Source organism: Pseudonocardia sp. HH130630-07 (assembly GCF_001698125.1).
In the GTDB taxonomy this organism is placed as follows: domain Bacteria; phylum Actinomycetota; class Actinomycetes; order Mycobacteriales; family Pseudonocardiaceae; genus Pseudonocardia.
This window is the reverse complement of sequence record NZ_CP013854.1, coordinates 4,063,311-4,080,635: the sequence shown is the minus strand read 5'-3', so window position 1 is coordinate 4,080,635 and position 17,325 is coordinate 4,063,311. Positions and strand designations below refer to the sequence as shown.

Genomic DNA, 17,325 nt, shown 5'->3' with positions numbered 1-17,325 from the left:
GGCGATCCTCCGCGTGCGGTCTAGACGGCCTTGCCCGGGTTGAGGATGCCGTCCGGGTCGAGTGCGGACTTCACCGCGCGCTGCATGGCCAGCACCTCCGGCCCCAGCTCCCGTTCCATGCCGTCGCGCTTGAGCAGGCCGACGCCGTGCTCACCGGTCACCGTCCCCCCGAGTTCGACGGCGGTGCCGATGATCTCGTCGAACGCGGCCCGGGTCCGTTCCCGCGCGCCGGGATCGTCGTGCGGGGTCAGCATCAGCGGGTGCAGGTTGCCGTCCCCGGCGTGCGCGACGGTCGCGATCCGCACCCGGTGCCGGGCGGCGATCTCCTCGATCCGGGCCAGCATGGCCGCCATCCGGGGCCGGGGGACGCAGACGTCCTCGGTCAGCATGCCCATCCCGAGCTGTTCCAGCGCCGGGTAGGCCATCCGCCGCGCGGCGAACAACGCCTCGGCCTCGGTCTCGTCGGTCGAGGCCATCGCCTCGGTCGCCCCGTGCGCGGTGAACGCGGCGAGGATCGCCTCCGCCTCCGCCTCGGCCGCCGGTTCGGGCAGGTCGGTCTGGGCGAGCAGCAACGCGGCGGCGTCCTCCGGGAGACCGGCGTTGCGCCAGCTGTTCACCGCGGCCAGGCACTCGCGGTCGACCAGCTCGAACACCGCGGGCTGCAGCCCCTGCTCGGTGACGGCGGCGACCGCGGCCCCGCAGTCGGCGAGCGAGTCGAAGAACCCGACGACGGTGCGCGGCGCAGCCGGCCGGGCCGGGCGCAGCTTCACGGTGATCTCGGTGATCACGCCGAGGGTGCCCTCGGAGCCGACCATCAGCCCGGTCAGGTCGTAGCCGACGACCCCCTTCGCGGTGCGCCGGCCGACCCGCACGGTCTCGCCGCGCGCCGTCACCACCTCGAGCGCGAGGACGTAGTCGCGGGTGACGCCGTACTTCACGCAGCACAGGCCACCGGCGTTGGTGGCGACGTTGCCGCCGATCGTCGACCACGGCGCGGACGCCGGGTCCGGCGGGTACCAGAGCCCCTGCTCCGCGCAGGCCGCGCGCAGGTCGTCGTTGACCACCCCCGGTTCGACGACGGCGAGCCGCTCCCCCGGCGAGATCTCCCGGATCGCGGTCATCCGCTCGCACGACAGCAGCACGCAGCCCTCGACCGCGTTCGCGCCGCCGGACAGACCGGTGCCCGCCCCGCGCGCGACGACCGGTGTCCGGTGCCGGGCGCAGACCCGCACCGTCGCGGCGACGTCCGCGGTGCTGCGTGCCCGCACCACGCACAGCGGCGTGCCGTAGCCGGCCCACTCGGCCTCGTCGTGCACGTAGGGGCGGACGGTGTCCGGGTCGGTCAGGATCCGGTCGGCGTCCAGTACGGCCGCGAGGTCGGCGAGCACCGCCCGCCCGGTCGCGTCCGGCACCGACCGGCCCAGCTCGGCCGGCGCGGTCGACCCACCGAACGGCCGCCCCTCCGGTTCGACGACGACCGGCTCGCCCTCGATCAGCTCTCCGCCGGTGGATGCACGCTCGACCATGACCGCGACGGTAAGCCGCCACGGGCCGCCCGGCCAGTGCCGCCGGCACCCGGTCGCCCGCGGGGACGGTCGCCCGGTGGGACGTCAGCCCGCCCGGGGCCGGGGCTCCGGCACCGCGCCGGCCCGCGCGCCCGGTGGCCCGGCCGCCCCGGCCCACGCCATCCGTGACCACGGCAGCGCCAGCTCCGCGGTGGACCGGACCAGGTGCGGGGCGAGCGAGTCGAGGGGGACGGCCTCGGCGTGCCGGGCGTAGACGCCGCCGACGTAGCGGTGCCCGGTGTCCGCGGCGATCGTCAGCACCGTGCGGTCCGGGTCGGCGTCGCGCTCCCAGCGGGCCGCCAGGTAGGCCGCGCCGGCGGACAGCCCGGCGAACACCGCGTGCTCGCGCAGCAGGGCCACTGCCCCGGACAGCGCCGCGGTGAACCCGGTCCAGTGGACCACGTCGTAGGCCGGGTGCTCGACGTTGCCGAAGGGGATCGAGCTGCCGATCCCGGCGATGATGATGTCGGGGTCGGCGACGTGCTCGCTGCCGAAGGTGACGCTGCCGAACGGCTGCACGCCGACCAGGCGGGTCGGGGTGCCGGGTGGGTCCGCGGCACGCAGGTAGCGGGCGAGCCCGCCGGTGGACGCGCCCGACCCGACTCCGCCGACGACGGTCAGCGGCACCGGGCCGAGTGCCTCGCGCAGCCGGTGCGCGACCGTGCGGTAGCCGAGGTAGTGCACGTCGTCGTGGTACTGGCGCATCCAGTGCAGCCGCGGATCGGCGGCGAGCAGCTCGCGGATCCGGGCGACCCGGCGGCTCTGGTCGAGTTTGAGGTCGGCACTCGGCGGCATTCGTTCGAGGGTCGCGCCGAGCAGCTCCAGCTGCAGCCGGGCGGCGTCGTCGACCGTGGTGGAGCCGACGATGTGACAGCGCAGCCCGTGCCGGTGGCAGGCCAGGGCCAGCGCGTAGGCGTAGATCCCGCTGGAGCTGTCCACCACGGCGTCCCCGGGCACGACCCGGCCGGTGTCGAGCAGCCTGCGCACCGCGGCGTCGGCGCTGAGGACCTTCATCGTCTCGAACCGCAGGCACAGCACCCGCTCACCGAGCCGGACGAGGTCCGGCCGCCCGACGGCGTCGGCGACGTGGTCGTCGATGGTGAGGGTCACCGGGTTCCCCCCGCGGCGGCGGCCGGCCGGGGCTCGCCGGTGCCGGCGGTGAACCGGCCGGTCGGGACGAACCCGGCGGCACGCAGCGCAGCCTCGGCCCGGTCGGCGGCGACTCCGTCACCGGGGGCCAGCAGCACCCCGGCCACGTTGCCGCTGTGTGCGATCTGCACCCCGAGCGCCCCGGCCGGGTGCACGGCGGCCAGCAACCGGTCCACCTCGCCGTCGGTCCGGTGCAGCCGCGCGCTGCGGGTGGCGATGCGGGCGGTCGCGGCGGCGTCGCCGGTGGCGAACGCGGTGCGCAACCCGGCCCGCAGGGCCTCGTAGGTGTCGACGACCGCGGCCGGCGGCTCCGGCGGGCGGACGGCCGGGGTCGGCACCGGGCGGCCGCCGTCGAGCAGGCAACCGAGGACCAGCAGCGGCGGGATCCGGCCCGGCAGGACCTCCAGGACGTTCCCGTCGCGCTGGGCGAACAACCGTGGCCGGGTGTCGTCGAACATCAGCGGGTCGCTCGCCGCCTCGGCCGCCACCGCCAGCCGGGCCAGGGTGTGCGGCCCGATCCGCGCTCCGGCCGCGTCCGCGACCGCCCGGACGGCGGCGACCACGTCCGCGGTCGACGAGCCGAGGCCCAGACCGGGCCGGACCGATCCGGTCAGGGTCAGCACCCCGCCGGGCGTCCCCGGCCCGCCGACGGCGTCGAGTGCCAGTCGTGCGGCCCGCGCCGCCTTGGTCCGGCCGGGCGGGTGCACCGTCACCCCGGACCCCACCGTCGCGGGGATGAAGTCCGCGCGCACGCCGGGTTCCGGCGACGGCAGCGTGACCAGGCCCGGTCGCGGCACGCCGGAGCCGTCCCGGAAGAAGCCCTGCAGCAGCTCACCGTGGTGGCACGGCGCGTGTCCCCGGCCGGCCCTCACCGGTGCGCCCGGTACCGGTACAGAGCCGTGGGATCCGCGCTGAACTGGGAGAACGGGAACGGCTCCGCGGACAACGCGGTCACGCCGTCGCCGAGGAACGCCCGCGCCACCGCGGCGCCGGTCTGCGCGTAGACGGTCAGCCCGATCCCGCGGTCCCGGCAGCGGGCCGCGATCGCGTCGAACGTGCCGTTGGCCAGTGTCATCCCGGTCGCGACGACGGTGTCCGCGGCGTCGATCACCTCCTCGGCCGAGTCGGACACGACGTCGCCCCACTGGGTCGTGCGCAGGTCCAGATCGCACGGCAGACACTCCGCTCCCCGCTCCCGGATCGCCGCGACCAGGGGGTTCACCACACCGATCAGCGCGACGCGCGCACCCGCCGGCACGTCGAGCAGCCCCGCGACGGCGGCGTCGCGGGCGAGTGCCCGCTGCTCCGGCGTGCCGGCGGGCAGCTCCACCCGCTCGGCCGCGGGATCGTCGCGGAACGGGCGGACGCCGGCCAGGTAGGCGTCCAGTGCCGCGGTCCGTAGCGGGGCCGGGGCGCCGGCGGCGAGCAGCGTGTCCAGACCGCTGCCGGACAGGTCCTGGCAGGCCACGGGGTCCAGCTCACCGGCCCGGACCGACGCGGCACCGAACGCGGCACCGCAGCGGACGAGGACGTAGTGGTTGCGGTAGGTCACCGGTCCCCCGGCCAGCCGGGTGCCGTGACCGGCCCAGAACACGCTGGTCGCGGTGAGCCCGGCCGGGTCGGGGCCGTGCCCGCCGTCGAGCACCTCGGCGACGAGTCCGTCGACGGTCCGGCTCATCGGGCACCGCCGCTGCGGGTGAAGCGGAACAGGTGGGTGAGCACACCGTCGCCCCAGTCGTGGCGCAGCACCAGCCCGGCGTCGAACCCGTGCCCGGCCGCGCTCCGCACGATGGCGGGCAGGTCGGCGGTGTTCGATGCGATCACGAGGACCTCCCCGCCCGGGGCGAGGACGTCGCGGCCCGCGAGCTGGGCGAAGAACCGGTCCAGCAGCGGTGCCCCCTCGCAGACGTTGCGCACGACGTCCGGGTCCTCGGCCACCCGCACGCTCACCGCCGGCGGGTTGAACGTGACGACGTCGACGACGGTTCCGTCCGGGACGCCGTCGAGCAGGTCGGCGACGATCCCGGTGCAGCCGCCCGGGCCGGCCAGCCGGTCGTGGTGGCGCACGGCGGTCTCGACGCTCGCCGGGTGCACGTCCACCGCGTAGACGTGCCCGGCACCGCGGATCCCTGCGGCGACGACCTCCAGCCCGAGACCGCACCCCATGGCGAGGTAGCGGCGGCCCCGGGTCTCGATCTCCCCCGAGAGCACCCGGTCGGCGATCATCTCGCTGGTCAGGCCGGGCCGGAAGACGCCGGGCGGCACGTCGAGGTCCCAGCCGTTCCAGCTGCGGGTGCGGGTGGTGTGGAGGGTGCCGTCCGGCCGGTTGAGCGCCGTCACGGTCGCCGCGGGCAACGGGGGCGGCAACTCCTGCGCCGTCACGGGAACACTCTGCGTCATAATGGAAACCGATACCATTTTATGTCGAGCCGGACAACCGGGACGGGGCGCCCATCACGACTCGACCCGGACGCTGGCGCTCCGACCGTCCGGGTGTTATCACCTACGACAATCATGTTCATCAAATCAACGGCCGGGCTCGCCGTGGCGCTGGTGGTCTCCGTCGTCCTGGCGATCGGGCTCGGACCGGCCTCCGTCCATCCCGCCGACACGCTGCGCTACCTCGGGGCCGCCCTCACCGGGGGCACGATCCGGCTCGACGAGGTCGCGACCTACGAGATCGTCTGGCAGCTGCGCACGCCGCGGGTGCTGCTCGCCGCCGTCGTCGGCGCCGGGCTGTCCGCGGTCGGGGCCGGGGTGCAGGCCCTGGTCCGCAACCCGCTCGCCGACCCGTTCGTCCTGGGGATCTCCTCCGGCGCCGCGGTCGGCGCGGTGACCGTGCTGGTGACCGGGGCGCTGGCCGTCGCCGGGATCTACGCGCTGTCGGTGGGGGCGTTCGCCGGTGCGCTCGGCGCCGCGGTCCTGGTCTACCTGGCCGCGCGGCGCCGGGGACCGGGCGCGACGAGCCCGCTGCGACTGGTCCTGACCGGGGTGGCGATGGCGTACGCGTTCCAGGCCGCGATGGCGTTGCTGATCTACCTGGTGCCGCAGGGCGAGGCGACCGCCACCGTCCTCTACTGGACCCTCGGCGGGTTCGGCGCCGCCACCTGGGGCTCGCTGCCGCTGGTCGTCGTGGTGGTGCTCGCCGGCATCGTGGCGCTGCGGCTGCGGGCCCGCGACATGGACGTGCTCTCCCTGGGCGACGAGACCGCCGCGAGCTCCGGTGTGGACACCGCACGGCTGCGCCGGGAGCTCTTCGTGCTGACCTCGGTGATGACCGGCGCGATGGTCGCGGTCAGCGGGGCGATCGGGTTCGTCGGGCTGATCGTGCCGCACCTCGTGCGGATGGTCACCGGCGCCGCGCACGCCCGGGTGCTGGTGCTGGCCCCGCTGGTCGGCGCGGTGCTGGCGGTGTGGGTCGATCTGCTGTCGCGCACCGTCGTCGCCCCGCGGGAGCTGCCGCTCGGGGTGGTGACGGCGCTCGTCGGCGTGCCGGTGTTCGTGCTCCTGCTGCGCCGGCGCGGCTACGTCTTCGGGGGTGTGTAGATGACCGATCTCGCCCTCGCCGGGATCACCGTCGCCGCCGGCGGCCGGGAGATCGTGCGCGAGCTGTCCCTCGACGTCGCGTCCGGGTCGGTGGTCGGCCTGGTCGGTCCGAACGGCAGCGGCAAGTCCACCGCGCTGCGCTGCGTCTACCGGACGTTGCGCCCGCTGCGCGGCACCGTGCTGCTCGACGGCGACGACCTCACCGCGGCCCCGCTGCGCGAGGGCGCCCGGCGGGTCGCGGCGATGACCCAGGACCACTCCTCGGACCTGGACTTCACCGTCGCCGAGCTGGTCGCCCTCGGCCGGGCCCCGCACCTGTCCGGGCACCGCGGACCGGGGCCGGAGGACCTGCGCATCTGCAGGGAGGCGATGGACCGGGTCGGCGTGGGACCGCTCGCCGACCGCGGGGTGCTGACCCTGTCGGGCGGGGAGCGCCAGCGGGTGCTCGCGGCCCGCGCACTCGCCCAGACCCCCGAGGTGCTGGTGCTCGACGAGCCGACCAACCACCTCGACATCGCCCACCAGCTGGGGCTGCTCGCGCTGCTGCGCGAGATCGGTACGACGGTGCTGGTCGTCCTGCACGACCTGAACCTCGCGGCCGCCGTCTGCGACCGGATCGGGGTACTGCACGACGGCCGGCTGGTCGCGGCGGGCACCCCGGCCGAGGTCCTCACGACCGCGCTGGTCGCCGACGTGTTCGGCGTGCACGCCGATGTCGTCACCCATCCCGTGACCGGCGGGACCCGGCTGCTCTACACGCTGCCGGGGACCCCCGGCAGCGCCGACGACTGACCCGAGAACCGAGGAGTCCCCCGTGCGCACCACCCGCGCCGTGCCGTTGCTGCTCGCCACCCTGTTCGCCGTCACCGCCTGCGGTGCGCAGGTCGAGCGGTCCACGGCCGAGACCGTCACCGTGCCCCGCTGCGGGCAGCCGGTGCAGTACCGGGCGCCCGAGCGCGCCGTCGCCTACGAGGCGGGCAGCGCCGACAAGCTGTTCGCACTGGGTCTCACCGACCGGGTGCGCGGCTGGGTGATGCCACCGGCGAACCCGCCGGTCGAGGAGTCGCCGTGGGCGGCGGACTACGCCCGCACCGAGAAGCTGTCGACCGATCTGCTCAACCGCGAACTGGTCGTGGACGCCGGCGCCGATCTCGTCGTCGCGGGATGGCGGTCCGGGTTCTCCGACGAGCGCGGCATCACCCCCGAACTGCTGGACCGGCTCGGCGTCCAGAGCTTCATGCACACCGAGACCTGCTGGAACTACCCCGGCCACCCGCAGCGCGTCACACCGCTGGAGGGCCTGTACGAGGACATGCGCCGGCTCGGTGCGATCTTCCGGGTGCCCGAGCGCGCCGACCAGGTCGTCGCCGGTATGCAGACCAGGGTGGCCGCGGTGACCGAGGCCGCCCCGCGGCTGGATCCGCCGCCGTCGGTGTTCCTCTACGACTCCGGCACCGACCGCCCGAACACCGCGGGCAACCAGGTCCCGCCGAACGACATCATCTCCCTCGCCGGTGGCCGCAACGTGCTCGGCGACCTCGACGCCCGGTGGACCGACGTCGGCTGGGAGACCGTCGTGCAGCGCCGGCCGGAGATCATCATGATCCTCGACTACGGCGACCAGAGCGCACAGGAGAAGATCGACTACCTGACCTCGCTGCCGCAGCTGCGCAGCGTCCCCGCGATCGCGAACCGGGCGTTCTTCGTGCTCGACTACAACGAGGGCATCAGCGGCCCGCGCAACATCGACGGCCTGGAGCGCTTCGGCGCCTACCTGAAGGAGTTCCGCCGGTGACGCACGCACGGACGGTCCTGCGCGAGCCGGCGTTCCTGCGGCTCTGGATCGGGACGACCGCGTCCGGCATCGCCACCTGGGCGCTGCCGTTCGTGCTGGGCCTCGGCGTCGTCGAGGGGGCGCTGTCCGGCGTGGATCTCGGACTGGCCCTCGGGGTGCGCACCGCCGGGTTCCTCGCCGCGATGCCCGCCGGTGGCGTGCTCGCCGACCGCTACTCCCGCCGGACGACGGTGGCCTGGTCCGGCGCGCTGGCCGCGGCCGGATCGGGGGGCACCGCGCTGGCCCTCACCGGCGCCGGGGGGCTCGCGCTGCTACTCGCCGGGTGCGCGTTGGCCGGAGTCGGCCAGGGCGCCTGCCGGCCGGCGTTCCAGGCGCTGGTCGCCGAGATCGTCGCCGCCGAGCAGCGCCAGGAGGCGAACGCGGCGATGACGTTCGCGGTGCGCGGCACCACGCTGGTCGCACCGGCGCTGACCGCGCTGGCCGCTACCGTCGTCCCGGTCGCCGGCGTCACGCTCGGCATCACCGTGCTGTGGGTGCTCGCGGCCGTCGTGCCGGGGGCCGGTACGCACCGGGCGGTGCCCACCGGGCCCCGCCCGGGATTCGTCGCCGAGTTCGCCGAGGGCCTCACCGAGGCCCGCCGGCACCCCTGGTTCCTCGCCGGGCTGGGCGCGCTGACCGCGGTGATCTCCACCGGTTACTCCGCGACCGGGGTGGCGTTGCCGCTGGTCAGCAGCGAGACCTACGGCGGGGCGACGGTGCTGGCCGCCGCACTCACCGGCTACACCGCCGGGGCGCTGGTCGGCGCCGTGATCGTCGCGCGGTGGCGGCCCGAGGCCCGCGGCCGGGTCGCGCTCGCCGGTCTCGCGCTGTACGCCCTCGCGCCGCTGGCACTGCTGACGCCGCTGCCGATCTGGGTCGTGGTGGCCGCCTACGTGGTGTGCGGGGTGGGGATCGAGCTGTTCAACGTCCCGTGGTTCACCGCGGTGCAGCGCGAGGTCGACCCGGCGAAGCTGGCCAGGGTGTCGTCCCTGGACTTCCTGCTGTCCTACGGGCTGGCGCCGCTCGGGCTGGCGCTGATCGCCCCGGCGATCGAGACCTTCGGGCTGCGCCCGGTGCTGCTGGTGTGCGCCGCGCTGTGCCTGCTCGGGCCGGGCCTGGCGATGCTGGCCCCCGGCGCGCGCCGGTTCTCCCGGGTGCCGGCCTCGGCGGGGTGACCCGGCGCGACGTCGCACCCCGGGGCCGCGGACACACCCGCCGCCCGGGACGCACTCAGTGACCGAGTCGCCCGGCCAGCTCCCGGCCCAGGCGGTCCCCGGAGAGCCAGGCCGTCTCCACCCGGGACCGGCCCCAGCCGTCCCCGGCGAGCGCGATCCCGTCCGTCCCCAGGTGGAAGGGCTCGTCCCGCGAGCCGGCGGGGGCGGCGAAGCGCCAGCGGTGCACGTGCGTCCACTCCGGATCCGAGTCGATCCCGAGCAGCCGGTGCACCGCCGCGGTCATCGGACCGGCCGCGGCCGCCGGATCGGCGTCGAACCGGCGGGCGAGATCGCCCGTGGAGTGCGCGACCAGGACCGGGGCGCCGTCGCCGCGGCGGTCGCCGTCGTCGGCGACCAGCGACAGCTCCGGGTGGTCGTTGACGAACGCGGCGCGCAGCGGCGCCCACGCGTGGCGGGGGTGGCCGAGGGTCAGTGCCAGCACCGGGTTCCAGGCCCGCCCGGTGACCGCGGCCCCGGCCGGGGTCGCCGGGTCCAGCAGCCGTGCGGCCTGCGGGTCCGGCATCGCGAGGACCACCGCGTCGCACGGTTCGCCGTCCACCAGCGGACGGCCACCCGGCCCGGGCCGCACCGAACGGACCGGGTGCCCGGTACGCACGGTCAGTTCCGCGGCGGCGTCGGCGACCAGGCCACGCAGCCCACCGGGCGCCGCCCAGCGCATCGGGCCCCGGCTGTCCGGGGCCCGGTCGACCCCGGAGAACACGCCGAGCGTGTCGGTCCACTCCCGGGCCAGGCCGGCGGCCTGCCAGCGCCGGACCTGCCCAGCGAAGTCCGCGCCGGACACCGTGAAGTAGGCGGCACCGATGTCCGCCGGGCGCCCGGCGTGCCGGTGCGTCGCCAGCCGCCCACCGGCACCGCGCGCCCGGTCGAGCACCGTCACCGCGACGCCACGGCCGGCCAGGACGGCGGCGCAGGTCACGCCGGCGATCCCGGCCCCGACCACGGTCACCCGCGGCGGGCTCACCCGTCCGCCGCGGGCAGGTCGGCGAGCACCTCGGCGGCGGTGAGCAGGTGGGTGGTCATCGCCGCCCTGGCCAGCTCGGGGCTGCGCCGGCGGACGGCGACGACGATGTCGTGGTGCTGGCGCTGGCTGCGGGCCAGCGCGGCGGCCGGGTAACGGCCGAAGTTGCGGGCGATGGCGTTGACGCTGACCAGCTGCTGCAGCAGCCGGGGCAGCCGGGGGCTGTGCGCCGCGTCGGCGATCCCCGAGTGCAGCTCGGCGTTGAGCACGCTGCGGCGCTCGATCGCGTCGGCGTCGGACCGCTCCCCCAGCTCATCCATCGCGGCCAGCGCGGCCTCGATCCGGTCGAGCTGCTCGGGCGTGCGCAGCTCCGCCGCCCGGGCCGCCGCGTGCCCCTCCAGCACCGCGCGCAGCGCGAACACCTCGCGCAGGTCCTCGGCGTCCCACCGGATCACCCGGGCACCGCGGTTGGCCTCGATCTCGACCAGCCCGTCCCGCCCCAGGCGGCGCAGCGCCTCCCGGACCGGTGTCCGGCTCAGCTCCAGCCGCTGGGCCAGCGACTCCTCGTTGAGCTTGTCCCCCGGCCGGTACTCGCCCGCCACGATCGCGGACCGCACCACCTCGTAGGCCCGTTCGGCCCCCGTCGCCATGCCCGCACTCTAGGCCGTCGGCCCGATACCCGATCTTGTACACAATCTAGCTCTTTGCTCGGCATTTCTCCTGCAGCTGTCGACCCTTGTCGGGAATCATGTACACAATGCAGGCTGCCGTGGCGCACACCACCCGAGGATGAGGGAGCCGGCGAGCACCATGACGACGACGACACCCGGTGCACCGGGGAGCGGCCCGGACACCGCGACCGCATCCGGCGGCCCGCTCGCCGGGCTGCGGGTGCTGGAGACCGGCTCGCTGATCGCCGGCCCGTTCTGCGCCCAGCTGCTCGGCGACTTCGGCGCCGAGGTGATCAAGCTGGAGGATCCGGGCGCCGGCGACCCGATGCGGGAGTGGGGGCACCGCCACCCGTCGGGACACTCGCTGTCCTGGCCGGTCATCGCGCGCAACAAGAAGTCGGTGACCTGCAACCTGCGCCGCCGGGAGGGCCAGGAGATCCTGCGCGGCCTGGCGGAGCACGCGGACGTCCTGGTGGAGAACTTCCGGCCCGGCACCATGGAGCGCTGGGGCTGCGGCTACGCGGACCTGAGCCGGGTCAACCCGGGACTGATCATGACCCGGGTGACCGGCTACGGGCAGACCGGTCCCTACGCCGGGCGCGCCGGGTTCGGCGCGATCGGCGAGGCGATGGGCGGCATCCGCTACCTCACCGGCGAGCCGGGCCGCCCGACCAGCCGGATCGGGGTCTCCCTCGGTGACTCGCTGGCCGGGACGTTCGCCGCGCTCGGCACGGTCATGGCGGTGGTCAACCGGCAGCGGACCGGGGTCGGGCAGGTCGTCGACTCGGCGATCTACGAGGCCGTCCTCGCGCTGATGGAGGCGTCGCTGCCGGAGTGGGAGCTGGCCGGGTTCCAGCGCGAGCGCAGCGGCAGCACGCTGCCGGGCGTCGCGCCCAGCAACGTCTACCCGTCGCGGGACGGCGCCGAGGTCCTCATCGCGGGCAACCGCGACACCGTCTTCCGCCGGCTGGCCGAGGCGCTCGGCCGCACCGACTGGCTCGACGACGAGCGGTTCGCCACGCACACCGCCCGCGGCGCGCACGGCGCCGAGCTGGACGGGCAGATCGCCGCGATCACCGCGACCCGGGACAGCGAGGAGCTGCTCGACGCCCTGCACGAGGCGGGTGTCCCGGCCGGACTGGCCTACCGCTCCGAGGACATGCTGCGCGACCCGCACTTCGCGGCGCGGCAGGCGATCGTCCGGCTCACCCACCCCGCGCTCGGCCCGTTCCCGATGCAGAACGTCGTCCCCCGGCTGTCCGGCACGCCCGGCCGGGTCGCCGCACTCGGCCCCGAGCTGGGCGAGCACACCGACGAGGTGCTCTCGGCGGTGCTCGGCACGGCGCCGGAGCGCCTGCACGAGCTGCGCGCGCAGGGGATCGTCTGAGAGCGTGTTTGAGAAGGGTCGGCGTGTCTGCGCTGGATGCGTCCGGGTGTGGTCCATCGTGGAGGAGTGGCTCGGCGTAGGCGGCGGTACCCCTCGGACACCAGCGATGAGCAGTGGGCGTTGATCGAGCCGCTGCTGCCAGCGGCGGGGGCGGGAGGCCGGCCGGAGAAGCACGCGCGCCGTGATGTGGTGGATGCGATCCTCTACGTCGTGCGCGCCGGGTGCGCGTGGCGGGCTCTACCAGTGGATTTCCCGCCGTGGCAGACGGTGTACTGGTACTTCAACCGGTGGGAGCAGCAGAGGGTCACCGAGCAGATCCTCCCGATCGTGCGCCGTCAGCTACGCGCTGATGAGGGCCGCGACCCCGAACCCAGCGCGGGGATCATCGACTCGCAGTCGGTGAGGGGCGCTGACACGGTCGGGCGGGACACCCGCGGCTACGACGCCGGGAAGAAGATCAACGGTCGGAAGCGGTTCATCGTGACCGACACCCTCGGCCTGCTGCTGACCACGATGGTGTGCTCGGCGTCGGTGCAGGACCGCGATGGCGCCAAGTCGATCCTGCTCGACCTCTACCTGCGCACGAGGGTGCGGTTCGTCTACGCCGACGCCGGGTTCGCCGGGCGCCTGCTGGACTGGGCGACCACGATCCTGCACACCAGCGTCGAGATCGTGCGCAAACCGCCTGAGCAGCGCGGATTCGCCGTCCTCCCGCGGCGGTGGGTGGTCGAGCGGACCCTGGCCTGGGTCACCGCACACCGCCGCCTGGCCCGCGACTACGAACGCCACCCCGCAGTGTCCGAGGCCATGATCCGCTGGGCGGCGATCAACACCATCACCCGCCGCATCGCCCGTGGCGAACCCGCCCGACGCCAGCAGAAGTACGTAGTCACACCCTCAACATGATCTTCTCAAACACTCTCTGAGATGCCCGCGCCGGGGATCACGCTGGTCGAGGTCGCGCCGCGGGACGGGTTGCAGAACGAGGCGGTGCACCTCGACGTCGGGCAGAAGCTCGAGCTCGTGCGCCGGCCCGTCGCCGCCGGTGCCCGGCGGATCGAGGCGGTGAGCTTCGCGAACCCGGCGCGGGTACTCGCGATGGCCGGGGCCGAGGAGCTGATGGCGCTCGTCCCGCGGGAGCCGGGCGTGCGCTACGCGGGCCTGGTGATGAACGAGCGCGGCCTGGACCGGGCGCTGGCGTGCGGGGTCGACGAGATCGACGTCGTCGCCGTCGTCACCGACACGTTCAGCCGGCGCAACCAGAACACCGACACCGCGGGCGCGCTGGACCTGGTGGCCCGGCTGGTCCCGCGGGCCCGCGCCGCGGGGGTCACCGTGACGGTGACCCTCGGCGCGTCGTTCGGCTGCCCGTTCGAGGGCGAGGTGCCGGTGCAGCGGCTGCGTGACTGCCTGGACACGGTGGCCGCCGCCGGGCCGGACGAGATCGCGCTCGCCGACACGATCGGCGTCGCCGTCCCGCGGGACGTGCACGAGCGGTTCGCCCTCGCGGGCGCCGCCGCCCCCGGCACGCCGCTGCGGGTGCACCTGCACGACACCCGCAACACCGCCGTCGCGAACGCGCTGGCCGCGGTCGAGGCGGGGGTGACGGCGCTCGACAGCAGCATCGGCGTCGCCGGTGGCTGCCCGTTCGCGCCCGCGGCGACCGGGAACGTCGCCACCGAGGACCTCGTCTACGCGCTGCGCCGCAGCGGCGTCGCGGTGCCGCACGACCTGCGGCGGCTGTGCGACGGCGCGCGCTGGCTCGGCTCCGTGCTGGGCCGCACCCTGCCCTCGGCGCTGCTCGCGGCCGGCGACTTCCCCGGCCCCGGCTGACCCCGGCCCGCCCGGGCCGGTCCCACAGAGAAAGCGAGGACACCCGTGATCGGATCAATGGCGATCCTGCACATAGGGATCGCGCTGGCCGGCGTCGTCGGCGTCATCGTCGCGCTCCGGGTCGAGCCGGTGATCGCGCTCGTGTTGGGCGCGGCCTACCTCGGGCTCGCCACCGGGCAGGGCGCCGCGGGGACCAGCACGGCCGTCGCCGAGGGCTTCGGCTCGGTCATGGGCGAGATCGGGCTGCTGATCGCGTTCGGTGTGCTGCTCGGCTCGCTCGTGCAGGCGCTCGGCGTGCCGCAACGGATCGCCGAGTCGATGCTGCGGACGTTCGGCCGCCGCGGCGTGCCCTACGCCTACGGGCTGTCGCTGGGCGTGGTGCTCGCCTCGGTGTTCGCCGACGTCCTGATCGTGCTGGCCGGGCCGCTGACCCGGCACGCGTCGTCACGGCTCGGGCGCGACGGGCACGGTCTGCTGTCCGGGGCCGCGATCGTGGGCATCACCGCGGGCCTGACGTTCGTCGTGCCCGGGACGGCGCTGATGGCCGTCGTCGGGGTGCTCGGGATCCCGGTCGGGCAGGCGCTGCTCTACGCGCTGCCGGTCGGGGTGCTCACCATCGTCGTCACGGTCGCGGTGTACTCGCTGCTGGTGCGGTACGGGCTGTGGAACCCCGCGCGGGACGAGCTCGCCCCGGCCGCGGTCCCGGCGACGGCTCCCGTCGCGGACCCCGCCGCGCCGGGCGGGTCCGCAGGTGCCGCCGGGCCCGGGGACGGGCCGGACCCCGGCGCGGTGCCCGGCCCGGCCGGCCACACCGGCTCCGGCCCCACCGAGCCGTCCGGCTCCGGCTCCGGCTCCGGGAGCACGGTCGGTCCCGCGGGAGCCGCGACACCGGGCACCGGCGGTTCCGCCGGACCGGGCGGGCCGCTGTGGCTCTACGCCGCCCCGCTCGTGGTGACCGTGGTGATGATCCTGCTCGGGGCCGGCCTGACCACGGCCGGTGTGCAGGGGACGGTCGTCGACGTCGTCGGTGACGTCAGCACCGCGCTGTTCGCCGGGGTGTGCGTGGCCTACGTGATCGCCCGCCGGGTGCTGGGCGCGGCGGAGCTCGACGAGGCCGTCCGCCGCGGGATGCGCACCAGCGGGTCCATCCTCGTCCTCACCGGGGTCGGCGGGAGCTTCGCGGCGCTCGTCGGCGGCACCGACGCGGGCGACTACCTCTCCGGTCTGTTCGACGCCGGGTTCGGCTCGCCCATCGTGCTGACCTGGATCATCGCCGCCGTGCTGCACGCGGCCGTCGGGTCCATCACGCTGGGCGCGCTGACCGCGATCGGCATCGTCGCCCCGGTCGCCGAGGCTGCGGGCGGTGGGCAGGCGGTGCTGATCGGGCTGGCCGCGCTGTCCGGCGCCCTGTTCGGCGGGCTGCCCAACGCGAACGGGTTCTGGCTGTTCAAGTCGGTGTTCGAGCTGTCGGTCCGCGGGGCGCTCAAGACCTACACCCTGGGCCCGTCGATCGCCTCGGTCGTCTCGTTCCTGCTGCTGCTCGCCGCATCGGTGGTGGTCCTCTGACCAGCACGGAGTTAGGGTGACCTAACCGAGACGGAGGCGAGATGGACGAGATCACGGACGAGGCGCGGCTGCGCGAGGTCATCGGCGAGACCAGCGCCGCCATCCGGGACAAGGCCCGCGACCACGTGGACCCGGTGACGGCGGAGTTCCTGGCCGCCTCGCCGTTCTTCCTGCTCGCGACGACCGGCCCGGACGGCGTGGACGTCTCCCCGCGGAGCGATCCCGCCGGCTGCGTGCTGGTGCTCGACGAGCGCACGGTCGCGTTCGCCGACCGCAAGGGCAACCGCAAGCTGGACTCGCTGCGCAACATCCTGCACGACCCCCGGGTCGGGATGATCTTCGTGGTGCCCGGGTCGAACGACACGGTGCGGGTCAACGGCCGCGCCCGGATCGTGCACCGGCCGGACTTCGCCGACCGGCTCACGGTGCAGGGATCGACCCCGGAGGTGGCGATCGTCGTCGAGGTCGAGGAGCTGTTCCTGCACTGCGCCAAGGCGTTCCTGCGGTCCTCGCTGTGGGACGCCTCGACCTGGCCGGCGAAGGGCGAGGTGCCCAGCGCCGGCAAGCTCGTCAAGGGCCAGTACCGGGTCCCGGGCCCGGCCCGGGTGATCGACGCGGCGATGCGCCGGGAGGCCAAGGCCAACCGCTACTGAACCGGGGCTTCCAGGAGCGCGGCGACCCGGTCGTGCCGGGCCCGCCACCGGGCCGCGCGCTCCGGGTCCGCCTCGACGCCGTCGCGCCGCACCGGTTCCGGGGCGCGGCGCGGCACCGGCAGGAACCCGCCGTCCGGGACGAACGGCCGGTCGACGACGTCGGCGGCCAGCAGCGACGCCGTCCCCAGCCCGCAGGCGTGGTGCAGCTCGGGCAGCGCACCGGCCAGCGCCAGCCCGGCCGCCAGCCCGACCCCCGACTCCACCGCCGAGGACACCACGACCGGCAGGCCGCACTGCTCGGCGATCCGCAGTGCCCGGCGCACCCCCCCGAGCGGCGAGACCTTCAGGACGACGACGTCGGCCGCCCCGGCCCGCACCACCCGCATCGGGTCCTCGGCCCGGCGGATCGACTCGTCGGCGGCCACCGGGACGTCCACCGCACGGCGCACCGCGGCGAGGTCCTCCACCGACGCGCAGGGCTGCTCGGCGTACTCCAGCCCGCCGGCCGCCCGGTCCAGCCGGGTGATGGCGGCGACCGCCTCGTCCCGGCCCCACGCGGCGTTCGCGTCCACCCGCACGAGACCCGACGGGCCGAGCGCGTCGCGGACCGCGGCGACCCGCTCCTCGTCCTCGGCGAGCGACCCGCCAGGGTCCGCGACCTTCACCTTCGCGGTGCGGCACCCGGAGTCGCGGACGATCCGCTGCGCGTGCTCCGGGCCGACCGCCGGGACCGTGGCGTTGACCGGGACCCGGTCGCGGACCGGCTCGGGCCAGCCGTCGTCCGCCGCCTCACGGGCCGCGGCCAGCCAGGCCACGGCCTCGGCGTCGTCGTACTCGGTGAACGGGCAGAACTCGCCCCACCCGGCGGGACCGGGCAGCAGCAGCCCCTCCCGCACGGTGATCCCGCGGAAACGCGTGGTCATCGGCA

17 protein-coding genes are annotated in these 17,325 nt (G+C 75.3%); 9 read left to right on the top strand and 8 right to left on the bottom strand.

Features of this window, described 5'->3' with window-relative positions; genetic code table 11:
• Positions 1–20 precede the first annotated feature (20 nt).
• The 5 genes from AFB00_RS19375 to AFB00_RS19355 all read right to left on the bottom strand — a co-directional run bounded on the left by AFB00_RS19375 (position 21) and on the right by AFB00_RS19355 (position 5,096).
• Positions 21–1,526: an FAD-binding oxidoreductase gene (locus AFB00_RS19375; RefSeq protein ID WP_083275666.1), complete on the bottom strand. Its 1,506-nt coding sequence runs from the start codon at positions 1,524–1,526 to the stop codon at positions 21–23.
• 84 nt (positions 1,527–1,610) lie between these two features.
• Positions 1,611–2,663 carry a pyridoxal-phosphate dependent enzyme gene (locus tag AFB00_RS19370; protein ID WP_068800461.1) on the bottom strand — a complete coding sequence of 351 codons (1,053 nt, stop codon included), beginning with the start codon at positions 2,661–2,663 and terminating at the stop codon, positions 1,611–1,613.
• Positions 2,664–2,671: 8 nt separating this feature from the next.
• Positions 2,672–3,586: a GHMP family kinase ATP-binding protein gene (locus tag AFB00_RS19365; RefSeq protein WP_068798404.1), complete on the bottom strand. Its 915-nt coding sequence runs from the start codon at positions 3,584–3,586 to the stop codon at positions 2,672–2,674.
• On the bottom strand, positions 3,583–4,392 hold the full coding sequence (locus AFB00_RS19360) for a Rossmann-like domain-containing protein (RefSeq protein ID WP_068798403.1): 810 nt from the start codon (positions 4,390–4,392) through the stop codon (positions 3,583–3,585). The genes AFB00_RS19365 and AFB00_RS19360 overlap by 4 nt, the downstream gene beginning before the upstream one ends.
• The gene (locus AFB00_RS19355; RefSeq protein ID WP_231973991.1) at positions 4,389–5,096 is read right to left on the bottom strand and encodes a methyltransferase; all 708 of its coding nucleotides are present in this window, start codon (positions 5,094–5,096) and stop codon (positions 4,389–4,391) included. The genes AFB00_RS19360 and AFB00_RS19355 overlap by 4 nt, the downstream gene beginning before the upstream one ends.
• A gap of 132 nt (positions 5,097–5,228) precedes the next feature.
• Between AFB00_RS19355 and AFB00_RS19350 the strand changes: the two genes are divergently transcribed.
• The 4 genes from AFB00_RS19350 to AFB00_RS19335 are packed head-to-tail and all read left to right on the top strand — an operon-like array spanning position 5,229 to position 9,269.
• The gene (locus AFB00_RS19350) at positions 5,229–6,260 is read left to right on the top strand and encodes a FecCD family ABC transporter permease (RefSeq protein ID WP_083275665.1); all 1,032 of its coding nucleotides are present in this window, start codon (positions 5,229–5,231) and stop codon (positions 6,258–6,260) included.
• The gene (locus AFB00_RS19345; RefSeq protein WP_068798400.1) at positions 6,261–7,052 is read left to right on the top strand and encodes an ABC transporter ATP-binding protein; all 792 of its coding nucleotides are present in this window, start codon (positions 6,261–6,263) and stop codon (positions 7,050–7,052) included.
• A gap of 22 nt (positions 7,053–7,074) precedes the next feature.
• Positions 7,075–8,055 carry an ABC transporter substrate-binding protein gene (locus AFB00_RS19340; RefSeq protein WP_068798399.1) on the top strand — a complete coding sequence of 327 codons (981 nt, stop codon included), beginning with the start codon at positions 7,075–7,077 and terminating at the stop codon, positions 8,053–8,055.
• Positions 8,052–9,269 (top strand): MFS transporter, encoded by a 1,218-nt coding sequence (locus AFB00_RS19335; protein WP_068798398.1) that lies wholly within the window; start codon positions 8,052–8,054, stop codon positions 9,267–9,269. The genes AFB00_RS19340 and AFB00_RS19335 overlap by 4 nt, the downstream gene beginning before the upstream one ends.
• 55 nt (positions 9,270–9,324) lie before the next feature.
• Here AFB00_RS19335 and AFB00_RS19330 read toward each other — a convergent pair whose 3' ends face one another.
• The gene (locus AFB00_RS19330; RefSeq protein WP_197519591.1) at positions 9,325–10,290 is read right to left on the bottom strand and encodes an NAD(P)/FAD-dependent oxidoreductase; all 966 of its coding nucleotides are present in this window, start codon (positions 10,288–10,290) and stop codon (positions 9,325–9,327) included.
• On the bottom strand, positions 10,287–10,937 hold the full coding sequence (locus tag AFB00_RS19325; protein ID WP_068798397.1) for a GntR family transcriptional regulator: 651 nt from the start codon (positions 10,935–10,937) through the stop codon (positions 10,287–10,289). The genes AFB00_RS19330 and AFB00_RS19325 overlap by 4 nt, the downstream gene beginning before the upstream one ends.
• 139 nt (positions 10,938–11,076) lie before the next feature.
• On the opposite strand from AFB00_RS19325, the gene AFB00_RS19320 reads away from it, so the two are divergent.
• From AFB00_RS19320 to AFB00_RS19300, 5 genes are read left to right on the top strand one after another with little or no spacing between them, the layout of a single operon-like run.
• A complete protein-coding gene (locus tag AFB00_RS19320; RefSeq protein WP_083275664.1) occupies positions 11,077–12,345 on the top strand; it encodes a CaiB/BaiF CoA transferase family protein in 1,269 nt (422 codons plus the stop codon).
• A gap of 36 nt (positions 12,346–12,381) precedes the next feature.
• Positions 12,382–13,251 (top strand): IS5 family transposase, encoded by an 870-nt coding sequence (locus tag AFB00_RS19315; protein ID WP_068796711.1) that lies wholly within the window; start codon positions 12,382–12,384, stop codon positions 13,249–13,251.
• A 21-nt stretch (positions 13,252–13,272) separates the two neighbouring features.
• Positions 13,273–14,178: a hydroxymethylglutaryl-CoA lyase gene (locus tag AFB00_RS19310; RefSeq protein WP_068798395.1), complete on the top strand. Its 906-nt coding sequence runs from the start codon at positions 13,273–13,275 to the stop codon at positions 14,176–14,178.
• Positions 14,179–14,223: 45 nt separating this feature from the next.
• On the top strand, positions 14,224–15,744 hold the full coding sequence (locus tag AFB00_RS19305; protein ID WP_231973990.1) for a GntP family permease: 1,521 nt from the start codon (positions 14,224–14,226) through the stop codon (positions 15,742–15,744).
• Between the two features lie 41 nt (positions 15,745–15,785).
• Positions 15,786–16,397, top strand: a complete 612-nt coding sequence (locus AFB00_RS19300) for an MSMEG_1061 family FMN-dependent PPOX-type flavoprotein (RefSeq protein ID WP_068798393.1) — start codon at positions 15,786–15,788, stop codon at positions 16,395–16,397.
• Here AFB00_RS19300 and AFB00_RS19295 read toward each other — a convergent pair.
• Entirely contained in the window at positions 16,391–17,320 is a 930-nt protein-coding gene (locus AFB00_RS19295) for an o-succinylbenzoate synthase (protein ID WP_068800459.1), read from the bottom strand. The two genes, AFB00_RS19300 and AFB00_RS19295, sit on opposite strands and share 7 nt — an antisense overlap.
• Positions 17,321–17,325 lie beyond the last annotated feature (5 nt).

What these genes read in the sequence shown, in the direction of transcription:
- AFB00_RS19310 (WP_068798395.1), top strand. Translation starts at nt 13,273, where the DNA reads ATGCCCGCGCCGGGGATCACGCTGGTCGAGGTCGCGCCGCGGGACGGG.
- AFB00_RS19360 (WP_068798403.1), bottom strand. Translation starts at nt 4,392, where the DNA reads ATGAGCCGGACCGTCGACGGACTCGTCGCCGAGGTGCTCGACGGCGGG.
- AFB00_RS19320 (WP_083275664.1), top strand. Translation starts at nt 11,077, where the DNA reads ATGAGGGAGCCGGCGAGCACCATGACGACGACGACACCCGGTGCACCG.
- AFB00_RS19325 (WP_068798397.1), bottom strand. Translation starts at nt 10,937, where the DNA reads ATGGCGACGGGGGCCGAACGGGCCTACGAGGTGGTGCGGTCCGCGATC.
- AFB00_RS19350 (WP_083275665.1), top strand. Translation starts at nt 5,229, where the DNA reads ATGTTCATCAAATCAACGGCCGGGCTCGCCGTGGCGCTGGTGGTCTCC.
- AFB00_RS19315 (WP_068796711.1), top strand. Translation starts at nt 12,382, where the DNA reads ATGCGTCCGGGTGTGGTCCATCGTGGAGGAGTGGCTCGGCGTAGGCGG.
- AFB00_RS19300 (WP_068798393.1), top strand. Translation starts at nt 15,786, where the DNA reads ATGGACGAGATCACGGACGAGGCGCGGCTGCGCGAGGTCATCGGCGAG.
- AFB00_RS19375 (WP_083275666.1), bottom strand. Translation starts at nt 1,526, where the DNA reads ATGGTCGAGCGTGCATCCACCGGCGGAGAGCTGATCGAGGGCGAGCCG.
- AFB00_RS19345 (WP_068798400.1), top strand. Translation starts at nt 6,261, where the DNA reads ATGACCGATCTCGCCCTCGCCGGGATCACCGTCGCCGCCGGCGGCCGG.
- AFB00_RS19295 (WP_068800459.1), bottom strand. Translation starts at nt 17,320, where the DNA reads ATGACCACGCGTTTCCGCGGGATCACCGTGCGGGAGGGGCTGCTGCTG.